The sequence below is a fragment of the Sphingomonas sp. genome, assembly GCF_039594485.1.
Lineage (GTDB): Bacteria > Pseudomonadota > Alphaproteobacteria > Sphingomonadales > Sphingomonadaceae > Sphingomonas.
Map to the genome: position 1 here is coordinate 134,790 of NZ_JBCNNI010000002.1, position 17,571 is coordinate 152,360.

The 17,571-nt window shown below is 64.6% G+C and carries 15 protein-coding genes; 5 read left to right on the forward strand and 10 right to left on the reverse strand.

Annotated elements, in window-relative coordinates; genetic code table 11:
• Positions 1 to 91 precede the first annotated feature (91 nt).
• The 5 genes from ABDV78_RS01625 to ABDV78_RS01645 are packed head-to-tail and all read right to left on the reverse strand — an operon-like array spanning position 92 to position 5,147.
• The gene (locus ABDV78_RS01625; RefSeq protein ID WP_343525428.1) at positions 92 to 1,450 is read right to left on the reverse strand and encodes an aminomethyl transferase family protein; all 1,359 of its coding nucleotides are present in this window, start codon (positions 1,448 to 1,450) and stop codon (positions 92 to 94) included.
• Positions 1,451 to 1,466: 16 nt separating this feature from the next.
• On the reverse strand, positions 1,467 to 2,858 hold the full coding sequence (locus ABDV78_RS01630) for an MFS transporter (RefSeq protein ID WP_343525429.1): 1,392 nt from the start codon (positions 2,856 to 2,858) through the stop codon (positions 1,467 to 1,469).
• A gap of 40 nt (positions 2,859 to 2,898) precedes the next feature.
• The gene (locus tag ABDV78_RS01635) at positions 2,899 to 3,138 is read right to left on the reverse strand and encodes a lipoyl domain-containing protein (RefSeq protein WP_343525430.1); all 240 of its coding nucleotides are present in this window, start codon (positions 3,136 to 3,138) and stop codon (positions 2,899 to 2,901) included.
• Positions 3,135 to 4,124, reverse strand: coding sequence for a transketolase C-terminal domain-containing protein (locus tag ABDV78_RS01640; RefSeq protein WP_343525431.1), 990 nt, complete (start codon positions 4,122 to 4,124; stop codon positions 3,135 to 3,137). The genes ABDV78_RS01635 and ABDV78_RS01640 overlap by 4 nt, the downstream gene beginning before the upstream one ends.
• Positions 4,125 to 4,136: 12 nt before the next feature.
• A complete protein-coding gene (locus ABDV78_RS01645; protein WP_343525432.1) occupies positions 4,137 to 5,147 on the reverse strand; it encodes a thiamine pyrophosphate-dependent dehydrogenase E1 component subunit alpha in 1,011 nt (336 codons plus the stop codon).
• Between the two features lie 462 nt (positions 5,148 to 5,609).
• Here ABDV78_RS01645 and ABDV78_RS01650 point away from each other — a divergent pair, with 462 nt between their 5' ends.
• The 4 genes from ABDV78_RS01650 (at position 5,610) to ABDV78_RS01665 (ending at position 9,803) form a co-directional block, all read left to right on the forward strand.
• Positions 5,610 to 6,437 (forward strand): SDR family oxidoreductase, encoded by an 828-nt coding sequence (locus tag ABDV78_RS01650; protein ID WP_343525433.1) that lies wholly within the window; start codon positions 5,610 to 5,612, stop codon positions 6,435 to 6,437.
• Positions 6,438 to 6,453: 16 nt separating this feature from the next.
• Positions 6,454 to 7,251: an SDR family NAD(P)-dependent oxidoreductase gene (locus ABDV78_RS01655; RefSeq protein ID WP_343525434.1), complete on the forward strand. Its 798-nt coding sequence runs from the start codon at positions 6,454 to 6,456 to the stop codon at positions 7,249 to 7,251.
• A 39-nt stretch (positions 7,252 to 7,290) separates the two neighbouring features.
• Positions 7,291 to 8,292, forward strand: coding sequence for an alcohol dehydrogenase catalytic domain-containing protein (locus ABDV78_RS01660; protein ID WP_343525435.1), 1,002 nt, complete (start codon positions 7,291 to 7,293; stop codon positions 8,290 to 8,292).
• Between the two features lie 92 nt (positions 8,293 to 8,384).
• A complete protein-coding gene (locus tag ABDV78_RS01665; protein WP_343525437.1) occupies positions 8,385 to 9,803 on the forward strand; it encodes an aldehyde dehydrogenase family protein in 1,419 nt (472 codons plus the stop codon).
• 331 nt (positions 9,804 to 10,134) lie between these two features.
• On the opposite strand, the gene ABDV78_RS01670 is transcribed toward ABDV78_RS01665, so the two are convergent.
• A complete protein-coding gene (locus tag ABDV78_RS01670) occupies positions 10,135 to 12,474 on the reverse strand; it encodes a TonB-dependent receptor (RefSeq protein WP_343525438.1) in 2,340 nt (779 codons plus the stop codon).
• Positions 12,475 to 12,595: 121 nt separating this feature from the next.
• On the opposite strand from ABDV78_RS01670, the gene ABDV78_RS01675 reads away from it, so the two are divergent.
• Positions 12,596 to 13,513, forward strand: coding sequence for a LysR family transcriptional regulator (locus ABDV78_RS01675; RefSeq protein ID WP_343525439.1), 918 nt, complete (start codon positions 12,596 to 12,598; stop codon positions 13,511 to 13,513).
• Here ABDV78_RS01675 and ABDV78_RS01680 read toward each other — a convergent pair.
• The 4 genes from ABDV78_RS01680 to ABDV78_RS01695 all read right to left on the reverse strand — a co-directional run bounded on the left by ABDV78_RS01680 (position 13,467) and on the right by ABDV78_RS01695 (position 17,536).
• The gene (locus ABDV78_RS01680; protein WP_343525440.1) at positions 13,467 to 14,675 is read right to left on the reverse strand and encodes an MFS transporter; all 1,209 of its coding nucleotides are present in this window, start codon (positions 14,673 to 14,675) and stop codon (positions 13,467 to 13,469) included. The two genes, ABDV78_RS01675 and ABDV78_RS01680, sit on opposite strands and share 47 nt — an antisense overlap.
• Before the next feature lie 29 nt (positions 14,676 to 14,704).
• Positions 14,705 to 15,706, reverse strand: coding sequence for an amidohydrolase family protein (locus ABDV78_RS01685; RefSeq protein ID WP_343525441.1), 1,002 nt, complete (start codon positions 15,704 to 15,706; stop codon positions 14,705 to 14,707).
• Positions 15,707 to 15,813: 107 nt separating this feature from the next.
• Entirely contained in the window at positions 15,814 to 16,869 is a 1,056-nt protein-coding gene (locus tag ABDV78_RS01690) for a 4-oxalomesaconate tautomerase (RefSeq protein ID WP_343525442.1), read from the reverse strand.
• Positions 16,862 to 17,536: a 4-carboxy-4-hydroxy-2-oxoadipate aldolase/oxaloacetate decarboxylase gene (locus tag ABDV78_RS01695; protein WP_343525443.1), complete on the reverse strand. Its 675-nt coding sequence runs from the start codon at positions 17,534 to 17,536 to the stop codon at positions 16,862 to 16,864. Before ABDV78_RS01695 ends, ABDV78_RS01690 begins: the two co-directional genes overlap by 8 nt.
• Between the last annotated feature and the right edge of the window lie 35 nt (positions 17,537 to 17,571).

The following is a 17,571-nucleotide window of genomic DNA, read 5'->3' on the forward strand; positions in this document are numbered from 1 at the left end:
AAGTTCGATCGAGCGCGTCGGCAATGGCGGGTCGTTCGGCCCCCATGGCGTCACCCATCCAGGTCGACGCCACGGGTTCGGTCACGTCGTATCAGCGCGACCGATAATCTTGCGCCGCCGATGAATAGGGCCACCCCATAACGGTCGCCCGCACCTCTCGCTGGACATGGCGCTCAACGCCCGGCTTCGACGAGCCGCCATCGGGTTCGCCCCAGATGATCGAAACCTCTTCACCCATTTCCGCCTCGGCGATCGTCGCCAGCGAAATCCATTTGCGCTGCACCGAAAGATAGCAGGGATAGGTGGACAGACCGATGTGCCGCCCACCCTGCATGACCGAGTCGTAGGGATGCGCGGCATAATGAGCGCTCGGCATCTCCATGAACTTGCCGTTCTCGCCATCGTGCAACTGGCTGGCATAGATGGCGATCGCGTCGTCCGCGTTCCATTCCAGCGTGACCTTACGACGATGGGGGCGATCGGCCATCTGCATCAACGCGCTGCGTCCGATGAAGTCGTGATCGAACTTGATGAGCCGTCCATAGTCGAGGTCCCACGGCGTCAGATAATAATCGTCGATCCTGTCCGACACGAAGCTGCCACCGAGCGAGGCATTCGCCTCGAATCCGTTGCCCGGCAGCCATTCGCGATAGGCGCGCATCCCTTCGCCCGAATAGATCGCCTGTAGGGGCGAGGGGATCCAGCCCGCCTCCACCGCACAGGTGCCATAGGCCCGGCCACCGACCAGTTTCAGGCCGAATTCGGCGCCAGCTTCGACGATCTTGGCGCGAACTTCGTCGCCTTCCTCCCACGGCCCCCAGAATTCGAGACCTGGTGCACCGGCGAAGGAATGGGCCAGCGCACGCGCCCGATGGCCCGCGAGGTTGATCTCCGTCATGTGAAAGAATTTCGGTCGGTCGATCGGTCCACCGTTCAGCTTCTCCAGGAGCCGCCAGGCATTCGGCCCCTGCAGTTCGAAGCGATAGGTCTTGCGCTGTTGCGGGTTGGAGACCGAACGCTCGTCACGTTCGGTTCGCACGTCGTAATTCCCGGTCGACGTGATGAACTCGATCCAGTTGGCGACGGCAGGTCGGCCGACGATGTTCACCTTGTCGTCTTCCAACCCGAACAGCACCATGTCGCCGATCAGATAGCCGTCCTGATTACAGCAGATCAGCTGCTTTCCCTTGTTGCGGCCATAGTTCTTGAAGGAATTGACCCCGACTTCCGACAGCAGGCGGATCGTGTCCGGCCCTTCGACATACAGGTCTGTCATGTGCAGCGACTGGTCGAGCAAACCCACGGTGTCGTGCCACGAGCGCTGCTCGTCCCGCCAATTGGTATATTCGGATTTGACCGGATATTGGTAAGCGCCGACCTGCACCTCGCGCAGCCATTTGGCGGGATTGCCAAGTTGATCGATCTTGTCCTGAAGAGATTTGAAACTCATGATGCCCTCCTAAGAGTCAAAATCGGGCGCTGTTCGCACCCACATGATCGGTACCGACCCGTCGCAGCAGGACCAGGCCGCCGAGCAGAAAGATCAGGCCGGCGCTCAGCCCGGCCCGCTGACTTGCGAAGACCTGCGTCAGGATGGCGATGGACAGCGGCCCCAAGAACGATGTCGCCGTGCCCGACAGCGCGTAGATACCGAACATCTCGTTGAGTGACGCGGGTGGCGCGATCTTGGCCAGCATCGCACGGCTCGACACCAGTCCTGCGGTCACGAAGAAGGCAGCAAGCCCTTCGGCCAGAAAAAATGCCTTGTCCGCAGTGCGAGGAAACAGGCCGCCGGTCACGTGCGGGTCGGTGGTCATGAACAGCACGGTGCCAGGGGCAATTGTAATCAGCAGCAGATTGGCCACGACACAGCCGAGGATGCAGACCTGAAGCGCCGCCTTCGAACCCAACCGATCGTCCAGTCTGCCGCCGAAGAGCGATCCCGCCAGCGCGACGAAACTGAGCACCAGGCCCATCACCGAAAGCTGCGCGCCGCTCCATCCGAGAACACCGGCACCGACAACGCCCATGAACATCATCAGGATGATGAAGCCCTCGTTGAAGACCATGCGGGCGAGCAGATAGGAGAGGACGTCAGGCAACGCTCTAAGCCGGCCGACGGATTGGCCGAGCCGCTTCAGACCGCTGCTGACCACCATGCCGAGCGGAAGTCGGCTGGGCGCGGGATCGGGCACGCGGAGAAGGAGCGGCAGCGAGAAGACCAGCCACCATATCGCGACGACCAGCGGCACGATGCGTTGCACGACGCCACCCTCTGCGCCCGGCGCCAAGCCCCAGTCGGCAAGGAGATAAGCGCCGAAGAGGATGATCCCCGCCCCATTGGCAAGGGCATAGGCAAGGCCGCTGACCGAGCCGTAGCGATGCACGGGCGCAACCTGTGGCAGCAGCGCGTTGTAGAAGATCGAAGAGAGCTCATAGCAGATGTTCACCAGCACCAGCGCCGCCACGATGGCGAACAGTCCATGCCCCATGTCCGGCACCGCGAAACTCAGGACGGCGGTGGCCGGCACCGCGACCAGAATGCACGCGATCAGGAACGGCTTCCGCCGTCCACCGGCATCGGCGATCGTTCCCAACAACGGCGCGGCGACCGCGATGAAAATCGCGGCGGTCGACAGGATATAGCCCCAAAGGGCCTGCCCCCAGACAGGGTCGCCGACGACCTCATTGGTGAAGTAAGCGGAAAAAACATAGATATTGATAAGGACGTAGAAGGGATTGCGCGCGCATTCGTAAAGCGCCCAGGCGATCTGCTGCCTCCTTGAATGGGGGTCTGCAACCGCTGGACCCGGATCCTCCCGAACGGCTCCGAGAGCAGGCTGGTTGACTTCGATCATGACCGTCGATCCCTTCCCCGGCCTTGGCCAACCGACCGCCTCAATCGGCCTCGACCACGCAAACGGCTTGACCAACCTCGGCAATCTCGTCCTCTCCGACGAGGATCTCAACCAGCACGCCGTCGCCTGTCGCCTCGACGACCTGCGTCACCTTCTCGGTTTCGATTTCGTAGAGGCCGTCCCCCTCCTTGATCGGATCGCCCGGCTGTTTGTGCCATTTCACGATCGTCGCCTCTTCCATGTTCATTCCAAAGCGCGGGAGCTTGAGTTTGATCTTCATGCGGGCACCCTGTGCAGTTCATTGGTGATCGACAGCGCCGCTGCCACGATCTTTTCGGGATTTGGGAAGATCGCGGTCTCCGCGACGCCCGAATAAGGCATCGAGACATTGGGCACGGTGACGCGCTTGATCGGCGCCTTGAGCGACGAAAAACAGGTGTCGGCCATCACCGCAGCGATGTGAGAGGCGGCGCTGCAACGGTCCTTCGCTTCATCAACCAGCACCAGCCGCCCGGTCTTGCGCACCGAGGCGGCGATCCCCGCTTCGTCCAACGGGACGAGCGTGCGTGGGTCGACGACCTCTGCCGAGATGCCATGCTCTTCCAAATCGCGGGCGGCACGCAATGCGGGGCGGACCATCGTGCCGATCGCGCAGATGGTGACGTCCGTCCCTTCGCGATGGACGGTGGCCTTGCCGAACGGGACAAGATACTCGCCGTCAGGCACCTCGCCGCTGTCGCCGCCCCGGCCACTCGCCTCGAGGAAGAACGTCGGATTGTTGCCGCGGATCGCGGTGGTCAGCAGCCCCTTCGCATCGGCTGGCGTTGCCGGCGTGGCGACATTGACGCCGCCGATGTTCATCAGTGTCGGATAGGGCGTATCCGAATGCTGCGCCGCCAGCGAGCGGCCACCGCCATAGCCCGCGATCACCGTGATCGGCAGGTTCATCTGACCGCCGGTCATCATGCGCAGCTTGGCCATCTGGTGCGCGATGGCGTCCATGCCGGTGTAGATGAAGTTGCCGAACATCAGGTGCAGGATCACCCGTCGCCCGGCCGCCGCGGCCCCCACCGCCATTCCGGTCAGCGACGCTTCGCAGATCGGCGTGTTGTACACGCGGTCGGGACCAAACGTCCGATAGACCTCGCGCGTGTCGCCGAAGATCGCCAGTTCGACATCCTCTCCGAACAGGATGATGTTCTCGTCACGGGCCATCTCGTCGAGAAAGACCTGGTTGATGGCCTGGATATAACGTTGCTTTGCCATGGTGCTCCGTCCTCAGGGTCGCTGGTCGGAAAAGGTGATTTCGAAGATCAGCTCGGGATCGGCATCCTCGCTGTCCTGGGCATATTGCACCGCCTCTTCGATCTGCGCGGCGACCCGGGCCTCGATCTCGTCAAGATCGGCCTGCGCCGCGCCGCCTTCCGCCAGAAGGCGGGATGCGAAGCGGAGGATCGGATCCTTGTCGGGCGCCTGCCACGCCGCGATCTCGTCCGCGGTGCGATAGGAATAGCCGCCGAGGAACGCATCCTCCGCCTCCAGGTGGCCGCGGATGCGATAGGTCTTGGCCTCGATGAAGCTGGGCCCCCCGCCCGATCGCGCGCGGTCGACAGCGGTCGCTACCGCCGCCTGCACCGCCAGCACGTCGTTGCCGTCAACGGTGAATGCGGGCATGCCGACGGCGCGCGCCCGATCGGTGAACGCGCCGGCGGTCACGCGGTCGGTGATCGTGAATTCCGATACGCCATTGTTCTCCAGCACCCAGACGACCGGGAAATCCCAGACGGCGCTCATGTTCAGGCTTTCCATCAGCACGCCCTGGTTGGCCGCGCCGTCGCCAAACAGGCACACCGAGACCGCCGTGTCCTTGGCGACCTTGATGCCCATGCCTGCGCCTGCTGCGATGGCGATGCCGCCGCCGACGATGCCATTGGCACCGAGGATGCCCTTGCTGACGTCCGCGACATGCATCGAGCCGCCCATGCCGCGACAGATGCCCGTGCGCTTGCCCCACAGTTCCGCGAACATCGCCTTCACGTCGCCGCCCTTTGCCAGGAAGTGCCCGTGCCCGCGGTGCGTGCTGGTGATGAAGTCGCGGTCCTCCAGCATCGAGCAGACGCCGACCGCAGAAGCCTCCTGTCCGATACAGAGGTGAACACCACCGGGCAGGTTCCCCGCCATCGCGTCTCTGGCAAGCCGCTCTTCGGCGCGACGGATGAGCAGCATCCGCTCATAAAGCGCGAGCCAGTCCGCTCGCCGCGTCTTGTCCACGTTCGGCAGGTCGCTCAAGGCTACTCTCCTTGCGTTACAACCCGATTTCGCCAGTCACGAGATGCAGGCGCACCGCCGCCATCGCCGGGGGCCGCATCCCGAAAGGACTCGGGTTTGAGTTCGTAACCGACGATGTATCGACTGATCCGCAAACGCGTGCGTCCCACGAGGAACAAAGTTCGTGCTGCGAGTGCAGTGCCGCTGTCGATCCCCGCTCTCAGGCGTCTGGATGGGCGTAGCAGAAAGATATTTTATCGTTTCTTTTCATGAAGATGATAAAATTCAACTTTGGCGAGCGATGCACCGGGCGCGTGCCCCCGTGCCACCGCCAATACTTGCCAATCGCTCGGTGGCCCCGTCATATTATTCCCAGACAGACGCGTGGGCGGCCACGTGTTGCGACGTCCGCTTGAGCATCCGGAATAGCAATCGACGCAGCCCGTGCACGATCATATCGCCACACGAAGCGGGAGAGGAAAATTGAACTCCGTCCTCAGCAAGTTCGACGTCAAAGGCCGATCCGTGTTCGTCACGGGTGGTGGCGCCGGACTCGGCCTCGCATATGCGGAAGCTCTTGCCGAATCCGGTGCAAGCGTGACCCTGTCCGGCCGCAGCGGCGCCAACATTGAAACGCAGGCGGAACGGATGCGAGCCCAAGGCTGGTCGGTCGTGGCGCGCCGTCTGGACATAGGCGATCCTGCCGACATCGCCGCCGCGATCGACGAGCATGTCGCGCGCTTCGGCAGTCTTGATGCGGTATTTGCCAACGCCGGAATCGGGGATGGCCCCGGCTTCTGGGACGCCGCCCATCGCCGAAGAAACCCCACCGGCGAGATCGAGAATCTTGAGCAATCAGGCTGGTCCGACATCATCGCCATCAACCTGAACGGCACGGCGCATACCGTGTCCCAGGCCGCCCGCGCGATGAAGGCCCTGGGCCGCCCCGGATCGATCATCGTGACATCATCCGTCGCATCGACAAAGGTGTTCCCGACGCTGCCGACTGCCTACATGGTATCGAAAGCCGCGATCTCGCATTTTGTCCGCCAGGTGGCGCTTGAACTTGCGGAGTTCCGTATCCGTGTGAACGCCATCTCGCCGGGCATGTTCGTCACGAACATCGGCGGCGGCTATCTCGCCGACCCGGCGGCGCGCAAGGCGATGGCGGGCTTCGTCCCGATGGGCGACATGGCGGATGTACACCAGATCAAACCGCTGGCCCTCTATCTCGCGTCCGATGCATCGGACTTCATGACCGGGGCGGAGTTGCCGATCGATGGCGGCGTGCTGCTCGGCGCGTTTCAATGAGCGGCATGATCCGCCGATGACCTCCGGTCGATCCGACATCAGCGATGATCGCACGATGTTCGAGACGGCAAAGCCCCTTGCCGGGCGGGTCGCGCTGATCACGGGTTTCGCGGGTCATATCGGTCGCGCCACCGCCCGATTGCTGGCCGCCCGCGGCGCACGGATCATCGGCGTCGACCATCCCGCTGTCGACGCCGCCGCCGTTTCCGAAGGCATCGACGTCACGCTGCTCAGCGCGGACGTTTGCGAGGAGGATCAGGTCCGCGGTTATGTGGAGGCCGCCATGCAGGTCTCTGGGCAAATCGATATCTTCTTCAATAATGCGGGGATCGAGGGCGCGCAGGCATCGATCCCGGATTATCCCACCGCGGATTTCAAACGCATCTTCGCGGTGAATGTCCTCGGCGTCTTCCTGGGGCTCAAATATGTGCTGCCGGTGATGCAGCGGCAGCGCAGCGGGTCGATCATCAACACCGCATCGATTGCCGGTTTGGTCGGCGCGGCGAACATGTCGGGCTATATCATGTCCAAACACGCTGTCCTTGGCCTCAGCCGGACCGCTGCGCTGGAGGCGGCGCCCTTCGGCGTCCGGGTCAATTCCGTCCACCCCGGCTTTGTCGACAGCCGGATGCTGACCGACATCGTCCACCGGCTCGGCGCAGCGGACACAAGCTCATTCGCCGATGCCGTGCCGCTGAAGCGGCTGGCGACAGTGGACGAAGTCGCCCGCGCCGTCGCGTTCCTCGCCTCGGACGACAGCAGTTACATGACGGGCCATGCGATGGTCGTCGATGGGGGCGTGACCGTGGGCTGATCCATCGATCAGTCCGGGCAGCAATTGGGATATGTCACGATGAAAGCTGTTACCTTCCAGGCCCTGCATACGCCGCTGACGGTAGAGGAGGTACCCGACCCGACACCCGGCGAAGGCGAACTGGTCATAAAGGTGGGCCGGTGCGGCATCTGCGGCAGCGACCTGCACATGACCGAAGACCCGACCTATGGCTGCCGGCATGGCGATGTCCTGGGCCACGAATTCGCGGGCGAGGTCGTGGCGCTGGGCAAGGATACGAGCGGCGTGCGCGTCGGCGATCTGGTCAGTGTGATCCCCCTAAAAAGCTGTGGCACGTGCGACCATTGCCGCAAGGGCGAGGTGCAATGGTGCAGCGGATTCGGGCTGCAAGGCGGGGGCTATGCCGAATATGCCGTAACGCGCGCCAACCAGTGCGTCGCACTGCCGCTCGACCTCAGCCTGTCGGACGGGGCAATCATCGAACCTCTTGCGGTGGCGCTGCACGGCGTCAACCGATCAGGGCTCAAGACCGGCGACAAGGTGCTTGTCCTGGGCGCTGGCCCGATCGGACTCGGGGTGGCATTCTGGGCCAAGCGCTTCGGTGCGGCGACGGTCGCGGTTCAGGACATCACGACATTTCAGGAGCAGCGCTCGCTCGAGATGGGCGCCGACCTGTTCGTCGTCGATCCACAGGATCCGGTGGGAAGCGCCGGACGCGCACTCGGCGGCGGCGCAGACATCGTGTTCGAATGCGTCGGCCGACCGGGCCTGATCGCACAGGCCGTGGATCAGGTGAAGCCGCGCGGCACGATCGTACTGCTCGGTCTGTGCACGCAGCCCGATACCTTCAGCCCCTTCGCAATGCTGGGCAAGGAGGCGAAGCTGGTGACATCCGCATTCTTTACGGTGCCCGAATATGAAGCCTCGCTGGCGGCGCTCGAACAAGGCGCAGCGGCGCCGCGCAAATTGGTGAGCAGCACGATCAACCTTGCGGACACCCCGACAATCTTCGAATCCCTGAAGCGACGGACGGACCAGTGCAAGGTGTTGATCGCACCATAGATCATTGTCGCACGGCGCTCGCAGCGTCGCCTTCAGGGCCGGAGATACGAACCGATCTTCAACACGACCGACACCATCCGAGGAGAACGAACTTGAGCCACCTGTATCGCATGTTGATCGACGGGGAACTGGTTCCCGGTACGGAGACGTTCGACGTCGTGAACCCGGCCACCGGAGCGAGTCTGGCGCCCTGTCCCAAGGCGGACGCGGCGATGCTGGAACGCGCGGTCGCGGCGGCCAGGGCGGCCCTGCCCGCCTGGTCGGCGATGGCGATGGCCGATCGCGCCGCGCTGATCGACCGGCTGTCCGATGCGTTGGAGGCGCGCGCGAGCGAGTTCGCCAGTCTGTTGACCGCCGAACAGGGCAAGCCGCTGGACCAGGCGATGTACGAGGTCATGGGCAGCGTCTTCACATTGCGCGCATTCGCGGCGATGCGGGTCGAACCCAAAGTGCTGCGCGACGAGGGCGGCAACCGCGTTGTCGAGCATCGCACACCCCTGGGCGTCGTCGCGGCGATCACGCCGTGGAATTTCCCGCTGATTCTCTTGATGAACAAGTTGGGGCCCGCCCTCCTCACCGGCAACACGCTGATCTCCAAGCCCGCGCCGACGACGCCGCTGACCACGCTGCTGTTCGGCGAGTTGGCACAGGCCATCCTGCCGCGTGGCGTCTTGAACATTCTGTGCGACCAGAACGAACTCGGCCCGCGCCTGACCGCACATCCCGACATTGCCAAGGTCGCCTTCACCGGCTCCACCGCCACCGGCAAGAAGGTCATGGCCTCGGGTGCCGACACGGTGAAGCGCGTCACGCTGGAACTGGGCGGAAACGATGCCGCGATCGTCCTCGACGATGTCGATCCGCGCAGGATAGCGCACCGCATCTATCAGGGCGCGATGACGAACGCCGGCCAGATCTGCGTCGCGATCAAGCGCGCCTATGTGCCAGCCCCCATGTACGACGACTTCTGTGACGAGCTTGCGACGCTGGCCAGGCAGGCGATTGTCGACGACGGATCGAAGCAGGGCACCACCATCGGCCCGATCCAGAACAAGATGCAGTTCGACAAGGTCAAGGCGCTGGTCGAGGACGCCAGGCAGCGCGGTACGGTGCTGGCGGGCGGTGAGCCGCTCGACCGGCCGGGCTATTTCATGCCACCCACGATCGTCCGGGACCTCGACGACGATGCGCCGCTCGTCCGCGAGGAGCAGTTCGGCCCCGTCCTGCCGGTCCTGAAATATGACGAAATCGACGACGTCATCGCGCGTGCCAATGCCGGCGAATACGGCCTTGGCGGTTCCGTCTGGGGCAAGGATCTCACCCGCGCTACCGATGTGGCGATGAAGATCGACAGTGGCACCGTTTGGGTCAATCAGCACCTCGCCATCGACGCCAGCATTCCGTTCCGCGGCGTGAAGCAATCCGGCCTCGGCGCCGAACTCGGCGAGGCGGGTCTTCTCGAATATACCCAGGCGCACATCGTCAACAGCGTTGAACTTCAAGACGCCTGATGCCGCCGTCGAGATTATCGCCTGGTACGAGGCTGTCGGCCGTCATCGCTGATGGCACAGCTTGGAGCTTGTGATGTAAGGAGGATTTGGTTTTTTCGCAGTGGACGAAGCGGCGAATATGAAGGCCCGATCCTCCTGTTCGAAGTCGCCGAAGGCCCCGCGGAAGCCTGGGATGACGACATCCGACGGCAGATCCGTCCATATTTCCCGCCCGAGGACAAGTTTCGGATCATGCGGGAAACCGCGCTGGTCGTACATGAATGTGTGAGGTCGGCGAGCCCTCGGGCCCGCCGACCTCGCCGGTTCCTCCCCCCCAAGGAACCGGTGTCCGTCAGTATCGAATACTGAGGCGCGCGCCATAGGTGCGGGGGGGACGCAAGGTCAGCAGCGACGTGTTGACAATCGGACGGGTCAACCCGCCGGCGAACACCGTGCTGTTCTCGACATTGTTGACGAAGCCGGTCAGGGACCAGCGCCTGCCCGGCGAGCTGAGGGTCAGATAGAGATCGCTCGTCGTCGAACTGTCGCGATACTGGAAGTCGAGATAGTCGATGTTCAACCAGCTTCCGCTCTCGATGCGCGAGCGGGCACCGGCGGTCAGCTCGTAATCACCAAGGTCGAACCGATGCTCGTAATTGAGGTTCAGGGTCCATTTGGGCGAGTTGACGGCCGGTCGCCCGGAGCAGTTCACGATGAACAGCCGCGTCGGTGGCGTCGTCACCCTGGTATCGTTCGCGACCGAGCAGTTCGTCAGCAAGGGCGCGCCGCTGCTCGAAATACCGTTGTAGATCAGGCTCTGATATTTCGAATCCAGATACTGGACGGTCGCGCCGAGCGTGTCGCGGCCGGTCGGCCGGGCGAGGAGTTCAAGCTCCGCGCCGTACATGCGCGCCCTTCCGGCGTTCACCGTGACACCCGCCTGAGCGAAATTCCCCGGCGTCGACTCGATCGGCCCGACATAGCTGATCTGCTGGTCGCGATAGCGCCAGTAGAACGCCTCGAGATTGACCTGAAGCTTGTTGTCGAGAAAGCGGTTCTTCGAGCCGAGGGTATAGGCGGTGAGCGTCTCGGGACGATAGGTGTTGTTGCCCGCAGACGGAAAGAAACCGCCGGCCTTGAAGCCCGTCGCGACGTTGCCGTAGATCAGCGAGCGCTCCGCGGCATCGAATTCGAAGCCCGCCTTCCAGGTGAACTTGCCGAAGTTCAGCTTGCCGCTGATGGGCGTGAAGGCCGCATTCGGATTGAAGAAGCTCCGCGTGCGTGCCGTGCCCTGCAGCGTCTTGTCCTCATCCGTATACCGACCACCGGCGACCAGCCGGAACGACGGCGCGATGGAGTAGGTGAGCTGTCCGAACACCGCCCTGCTCTGCGTCTTGAGGCGTGGGAGATATTCGGTGTTGGCCAGCAGGCCCTGGTTGTAGTTGTTATATCCGTCCTGCTGCTCATAGAAATAGAATGCGCCAAGGACGTACTGAAGCGGCAAGCCGCTCTTTGACGACAGCCGGACCTCCGCCGTCATCTGGTCGTCCGTTTCGGTGAAACGACTCGGGAAACCGGGGGCGTATGAGAGGAGATCGGGCTTGGACTTGCGATAGGCGAGTGTGGTGGTCAGGTCCGCAAAGCCCATGTCGCCGTTCGCCGTCGCGGAGACGCCCCAGAACTCACTGTCCTGGAACCCGTCCCGCGCCGGGTTGGTGACGCTGGCGCGGATCGCCGCAGGCGGCAGAAAGGAGAAGGGTGGGACGTTGCGGAACTGGTTGAAGGTCGTCTGCTCAAGGATCGTCGTGATGCGCGGATCGGCCGAACCGATCCGTTGGGAAATATCCGGCACGTTCGGGGTCGAGGGCGAGGGAACGAGCACGGTCCCCACCCCCTTGCCGCCCAAATGGGCATAGTCGGCCGAGAACAGGAAGGAGAAGCGATCATCAGGCTCAAGGAGCAGCGTGGCGCGCACCGCCTGCGTCTTCTCGTCATCATATCCGTCCGAGAGATAGCCATTGCGATCGACCACCTGCCCGGCGATCCGTAGTGCAGCCATCGACCCGAGCGGGATGTTGATGCCGCCCTGGATCTTCTTGGAGTCGTAATTGCCGTATTCCGCCGTGACATCGGCGGCGAAATGCCCAAGCTCGGGTCGGCGCGGGATCAGGTTGATGGCGCCGCCGGTCGCATTGCGGCCATAGAGCGTACCCTGAGGGCCCTTCAGCACCTCGATCCGGTCCAGATCATAGAAGGTGCCGGACGGCGCGGTCGGGCGGGCGAAGAAGACGCCACCGACGGAGAAGGCGATCGCATTTTCCTGAAACGAGTTGATCGCCGTCGAGCCGACGCCACGGATGAAGAAGCTTGAAGATACGCCCGCGGGCTGGACGGTCAGCGCGGGCACCAGCTTGGTAAGCTGCGCCGGTTCGCTGACGCCCGCATTGATCAGCGCCTCTCCACCGACCGCGGTGGCCGCGATCGCGGCGCGCTGCAGCGTCTCTGCCCGACGCTGCGCCGTGACGATGATGTCCTGGATCCCTACCCCATCCTGCCCCGGCGTGGCGGCATCCGCCTCGGCGATGGCGGCCTTGGAAGCCGCCGGATGGCCGTCCTGAGACTGCGCGAGCGCGGTTCCCGGCGCTCCGACGAAGGCGAATGTCGCCACGCCGCACAGAAGGCCCCTTCTCATGCTATCCTCTCCCTTTTTGTTTATTGGATACAAGGTAGGCCGCGCCGTGTATAAACAAAAATAGATTGATCTTATCTTTTTAGATAACCAGTATTGATGGCACGAAGTCTTGGAGTGGCGGATGCGTTTCAAGGGACTGGACCTGAACCTCGTCGTGGCACTTCACGCCCTGCTGGAGTTGCGCAGCGTGTCGGCGGCGGCGGAGCGGCTGCACATCACGCAGCCGGCGATGAGCGCCGCACTGGCCCGGCTTCGCGTCTATTTCGGCGATGATCTGGTCGTCCTGGTGGGACGGCGCATGATCCCCACCCCATTTGCCGAGGAACTGCGATCCCGCATGGAGGCGCTGGTGCGCGAGGCGGACCGCTTCGTCGGATCAACGACGGGTTTCGAACCGGCAATATCCGAGCGTCGGTTCAGGATAGCGACGTCCGACTATATCATGGTGGTCGTCATCGCTCCCCTGCTCGCCCGCCTGGAGCAAGAGGCGCCCGGCGTTAAGATCGACGTCTTCCCCACCGGCCCGGAAGTCCATGAGCGACTGAACAGGGGAGAACTGGACCTCATCGTCGGACCGGAGGTCTTCCTCGCACCGGGTCTGCCGAGGCGGGCGCTGTTCGTCGAACGGCACGTGCTCTTGGGCTGGCGCCACAACCCGCTCTTCGCGAGAACCATGACGCTCGATGACTTCCTGGCGGCCGGTCACGTCGCGGTCCGTATCGGAATGGACCGCCAATATTCGTTCGCCGAGCGCCACCTGGAGGCTTATGCCGAGCGGCGACGCGTAGAGGTCACGACGACCAACTTCTCTTCGGTGCCACATATGCTGGTCGGCACGCACCGCATCGCGGTCCTGCAGGAGCGGCTGGTCGCCGTCTTCTCCGCATCGCTACCCTTGGTCAGCCAGCCCCTGCCCTTCGACATCCCGCTGTTGAACGAACTGGTCCAGTATCATCCGACGAGAGGCAGCGATCCCGGGATCGAATGGCTGGTCAGGCGGATGCGCGAGGTGACGGGGGCGGGGACGGCAATCGCATGAACAGGATCGCCGCGACCACAAGGCCGCAGGCTGCGATGACGAGCGGTGGGGCGTAGCTTCCGCTACGGTCCGCAACCACACCGATCCACAACGGGCTGAGGCCCGCCATCAGCATGAAGCTGGCATATTGCAAGGCGTACAGCCGGCCATAGCGCGCGATTCCGAAATAGCGGACCGTCAGATACCCGATCAGGTCCGCTTCCGCGCCCATTGCACTGCCGAGCGCGACCGCACCCGCCCATGCCAGCGCCACCCCTTGCCACGCCAGCGCCGCACAGCCCACCGCGCACAACAGACAGCATGCGGCCGCTATGCGCGGCGCGCTGATCCGGTCGGCCAGCCACCCGACGACCACGCGGCTGACGATCACCGACACGCCGACCAGGGCGGCGACGAATCCCGCATCGGGCCCGCTCATGCCCGCATCGCGCAGCATCGGCACGAAGTGCGGCAGCAGTCCTGCGAAAGACAGCGCCATGGCGCCGAAGGCGAGGAGCAGCGCCACGAACAGGCGACCATCGGTCGGCGGGCCGTCCACGGCCGAGGTCACCGCCGAGCGGTCCGTCCCCGCGGCGGGGAGCGCAAGCGCGGGGACGACGCCGACCAGGGCAACGACGCTCAGTACCAGATAGCCCGTGCGCCAACCCGAGGCCGTGACCACCAGGGCCACGACCGGCGGCATGATCGTGCCCGCCAGTCCGATCCCGAGCTGGGTGAGGCCCAGCGCCAGCCCGCGCGAGCGATCGAACCAGGCATTCACCGCCCGCGTATAACCGACCGGTGCCGATCCGGCGGCGAACAGGCCGATGAGCGCCATGGTCGCGATGAACCCGCCGCTCGATCGGACGACGGTGCCGAGCGCGAGGAAGCCGACCGACAGTGCGAGCGAGCCGACGACCGCGACGCCGCGCGGGCCGCGCCGATCCACGAGTCGCCCGACGACCGGCATCGCGACCGCCAGCATCACGGTGGACAGGAAGAAGGCAAGGCCGAGCGCCGTCCGCGTCAGCCCGATCGCCGGCCCGAGATCCTTGGCGAAGATCCCGGCGGTGTAGGTCAGAAGACCCGCGATCCCAAGGCCGGTCCCGGTCGCGGCGACAAGAACGACCGGCCACCCCCGGGCGAACTCGCCACCCTTCGGGTCATGGGGTTGGACGGCCATACGCGCCGCTCGACCTGGATCGGCGTCGGTCATGCCTGCGGGATTCCGAAAAGGTCGGCGGCATTACCACCCGCCAGGCGCGAGCGTGCCGGCTCCGGCAGATGCGCCAGGAAGCCGACCGGATCGGGTTCGGCCATGTCGAACGGATAATCGGTCCCGAGACAGAGACGGTCGATACCATGAGAGCGGATCAGCGCGTCGAGTTCCTGCGGGTCGAATACCAGCGTGTCGAACCAGAGCTGCCTGAGATAGCTCGAAGGAGGCCGGGGACAATCGACGCGGCAATCCTCGCGCGCGTGCCAGCCATGGTCAAGGCGGCCCCAATAGCTGGCGAGGAAGCCACCGCCATGCGCGACGCAAATCCGCAAATGCGGGTGCTGGTGCAGCACGCCGCCAAAGATCAGATGGCCGACCGCCAGAGCGGACTCGAGCGGGTTGCCGATGAGATTGTTGAAGTAATAGTCCCTCATCCGCTCCCCATGGGTGAATCCGAGCGGATGCAGGAACAGCGGCATGTCCATCTCCTCTGCCGCCGCGAAGAACGGGCGCAATTCCTCGGCGTGAAGATCGCGGCCGCGCACGTTGGAGGAGATTTCGATACCGCGCAGGCCGAGTTCGTGTCGGCAGCGCCGCATCTCCGCCACCGCCATCTGCGTGTCCTGCAGGGGCACCGTTCCCATGCCGGCGAAGCGGTCGGGATGCTCGGCAATGGCGGCCGCGATACCGTCATTGACGGTTCGCGCCGCCTCCCGGCCGAGATCGGGCTCGACATGATAGTAGAACTGGCCCGGACTCGGGGAAACAACCTGCACGTCGATGCCGAGCCGCTCCATGTCGGCCAGCCGCTCTTCCAGCCCGTTGAGTCGCGACGCGATGCCGCCAAGCGACCGTCGGCTTACCTCGAGCGTCAGCGGACAGGCGAAATCGTTGATGCCGGGCGGAGGACCGGGATGGACCTGCTGCACGATGGCGTCGGCCTCGGGGATGCCGAGATGACAATGAATGTCGATGTGCCTCGGGGTGGTGCGCACCTAGATGCCCCAGAAGCCCAGAGCGAGCAGCAACAGGCTGAAGGCGATGGCCACCAGCCACACGGTCATCGGGCAATCATATTCGTCGCCGGGATGCGGGTGCCGGTTCATGCGAACACCGTCCCATCCATCAGCTTGCGCGCGGTCCGCAGCATCGCCGCCTCTGTCGGCGAACCCGCATCGTCCACATCGACCACGCACTCGGTCACGCCGGAGGGATGTTCGATCCCAAGCGACTTGCGGCGGCCGACCGGAACGCCGGCGACGCGGCTGGCGGGGGATCCTTCGATCAGGCATGCGGTGGCGACGCTCACCGCGCCCAGCACTCCGATCGAGGCATGGACCCGGTGCGGGATGAGCGAGCGCACCGACACCGCCCCCCCGGCGCGGGGCGGGGCGACCAGCATCATCTTGGGGACACTCTTCGCCGCGACATTTCCCAGGTTCATGAGCGGCCCCGCACGCAACCGGATCGCCTCCACCCTCGCCTTCAGCGCGGCGTCCGCGTCGAGCGTGTCGCGATCCTCATAGCCCGAAATTCCGACATCCTCGGCCGCGAGCACCACGCATGGCATGCCGTTGTCGATCAGGGTGACCCTGACCCCGTCGATCTCATCGACGCCGTTGCCGGTGGGGAGCAGGGATCCGCAGGTGGACCCCGCCGTGTCGCGGAAGGCCAGGGGGATGGGCGCGGCGGCACCGGGCACCCCGCTGATCGAGGCGGCACCCGCATAGTCGACGATCCGCCCCGGCGTGCGCACCGTGGCGACGGCGACCTGGCCGGTATTCTCCATGAATATGGCGACGCGCGTCTCTCCATCGTCCGCCGCGACCAGTCCGCGCTCCAACGCGAACGGCCCCACGCCCGCCAGGATGTTACCGCAATTCTGCCCATCGGTGACGATCGCCTCGTCAACGAACACCTGCAGGAACAGATAGTCGACATCCACATCGGGCCGACTGGAGCGGCGAACGACCGCGACCTTGCTGGTCAGCGGGTCCGCGCCACCGATGCCGTCGATCTGTCGGGGGTCCGGCGATCCCATGATCCTGAGCAGCAACGCATCGCGCTCGGCCGCCTGTTGCGGCAGGTCGTCCGCCAGGAAGAAGGCGCCCTTCGAGGTGCCGCCGCGCATCCACATGCAGCGGACGCCCTCACTCATAGCGCAGCCCCATCGCGGCGAGCTTCCCGCGCATGTCGTAAAGGTCGAGGCCGAGTTCCCCCGCCGCGAGGCGCCGGCGCTTCGCCTCCTCATTGGCCTCGCGCGCCTGCCCCTGCTCCAGCACCGCCGCAGCACGATCGCGCGCGACGACGCACACGCCGTCGTCATCCGCGACGATGACGTCACCGGGATTGACCACTGCACCGGCGCAGACGACCGGCACGTTGACGCTGCCCAGGGTCGCCTTCACGGTCCCCTGCGCGAAGATGGCCCTGGACCAGACCGGGAAGCCCATCTGCGTCAGGTCGTGCACGTCGCGCACCCCGGCATCGATGACAAGCCCGCGACATCCCCGCGCCATCGCGCTGGTCGCCAGCAAATCCCCGAAATAGCCGTCCTCGCACGGGCTGGTCGGCGCGAGCACCAGGATGTCACCGGGACGCAATTGCTCGATCGCGACGTGCACCATCCAATTGTCGCCCGGCGGCGCGGAGATCGTGACGGCGGAGCCGGCAATCCGGGCCCCACGATAGATCGGGCGCAGGCGGCTCCCCAGCAACCCGGTGCGCCCCTGCGCCTCGTGCACGGTGGCAACGCCGAGTGCACCGAGCCCCTCCACCACAGCGGCTGGAGCACGCTCCACATGCTGCACGACCCTTGCGACCATCCGGCACTCCTCTCGACAGGAAAGGTGCCACGCGA

What these genes read in the sequence shown, in the direction of transcription:
- ABDV78_RS01635 (WP_343525430.1), bottom strand. Translation starts at nt 3,138, where the DNA reads ATGAAGATCAAACTCAAGCTCCCGCGCTTTGGAATGAACATGGAAGAG.
- ABDV78_RS01630 (WP_343525429.1), bottom strand. Translation starts at nt 2,858, where the DNA reads ATGATCGAAGTCAACCAGCCTGCTCTCGGAGCCGTTCGGGAGGATCCG.
- ABDV78_RS01690 (WP_343525442.1), bottom strand. Translation starts at nt 16,869, where the DNA reads ATGAGTGAGGGCGTCCGCTGCATGTGGATGCGCGGCGGCACCTCGAAG.
- ABDV78_RS01670 (WP_343525438.1), bottom strand. Translation starts at nt 12,474, where the DNA reads ATGAGAAGGGGCCTTCTGTGCGGCGTGGCGACATTCGCCTTCGTCGGA.
- ABDV78_RS01660 (WP_343525435.1), top strand. Translation starts at nt 7,291, where the DNA reads ATGAAAGCTGTTACCTTCCAGGCCCTGCATACGCCGCTGACGGTAGAG.
- ABDV78_RS01625 (WP_343525428.1), bottom strand. Translation starts at nt 1,450, where the DNA reads ATGAGTTTCAAATCTCTTCAGGACAAGATCGATCAACTTGGCAATCCC.
- ABDV78_RS01680 (WP_343525440.1), bottom strand. Translation starts at nt 14,675, where the DNA reads ATGGCCGTCCAACCCCATGACCCGAAGGGTGGCGAGTTCGCCCGGGGG.
- ABDV78_RS01675 (WP_343525439.1), top strand. Translation starts at nt 12,596, where the DNA reads ATGCGTTTCAAGGGACTGGACCTGAACCTCGTCGTGGCACTTCACGCC.
- ABDV78_RS01695 (WP_343525443.1), bottom strand. Translation starts at nt 17,536, where the DNA reads ATGGTCGCAAGGGTCGTGCAGCATGTGGAGCGTGCTCCAGCCGCTGTG.
- ABDV78_RS01655 (WP_343525434.1), top strand. Translation starts at nt 6,454, where the DNA reads ATGACCTCCGGTCGATCCGACATCAGCGATGATCGCACGATGTTCGAG.
- ABDV78_RS01640 (WP_343525431.1), bottom strand. Translation starts at nt 4,124, where the DNA reads ATGGCAAAGCAACGTTATATCCAGGCCATCAACCAGGTCTTTCTCGAC.